This is a genomic window from Aliivibrio sp. S10_S31 (assembly GCF_014694495.1).
Taxonomy (GTDB): domain Bacteria; phylum Pseudomonadota; class Gammaproteobacteria; order Enterobacterales; family Vibrionaceae; genus Aliivibrio; species Aliivibrio fischeri.
Window position 1 is genome coordinate 1 of sequence record NZ_JAAUWR010000154.1, and the last position, 255, is coordinate 255.

The 255-nt window shown below is 99.6% G+C and carries 1 protein-coding gene; it reads left to right on the forward strand.

Annotated features, from left to right (window positions below; translation table 11 throughout):
- Window positions 1-255: hypothetical protein (locus HC728_RS20465; protein WP_045631777.1), on the forward strand; the 255-nt coding region annotated here is incomplete at both ends.

Here is a 255-nt window from a genome sequence, read left to right on the forward strand (position 1 = left end):
GGGGGGGGGGGGGGGGGGGGGGGGGGGGGGGGGGGGGGGGGGGGGGGGGGGGGGGGGGGGGGGGGGGGGGGGGGGGGGGGGGGGGGGGGGGGGGGGGGGGGGGGGGGGGGGGGGGGGGGGGGGGGGGTGGGGGGGGGGGGGGGGGGGGGGGGGGGGGGGGGGGGGGGGGGGGGGGGGGGGGGGGGGGGGGGGGGGGGGGGGGGGGGGGGGGGGGGGGGGGGGGGGGGGGGGGGGGGGGGGGGGGGGGGGGGGGGG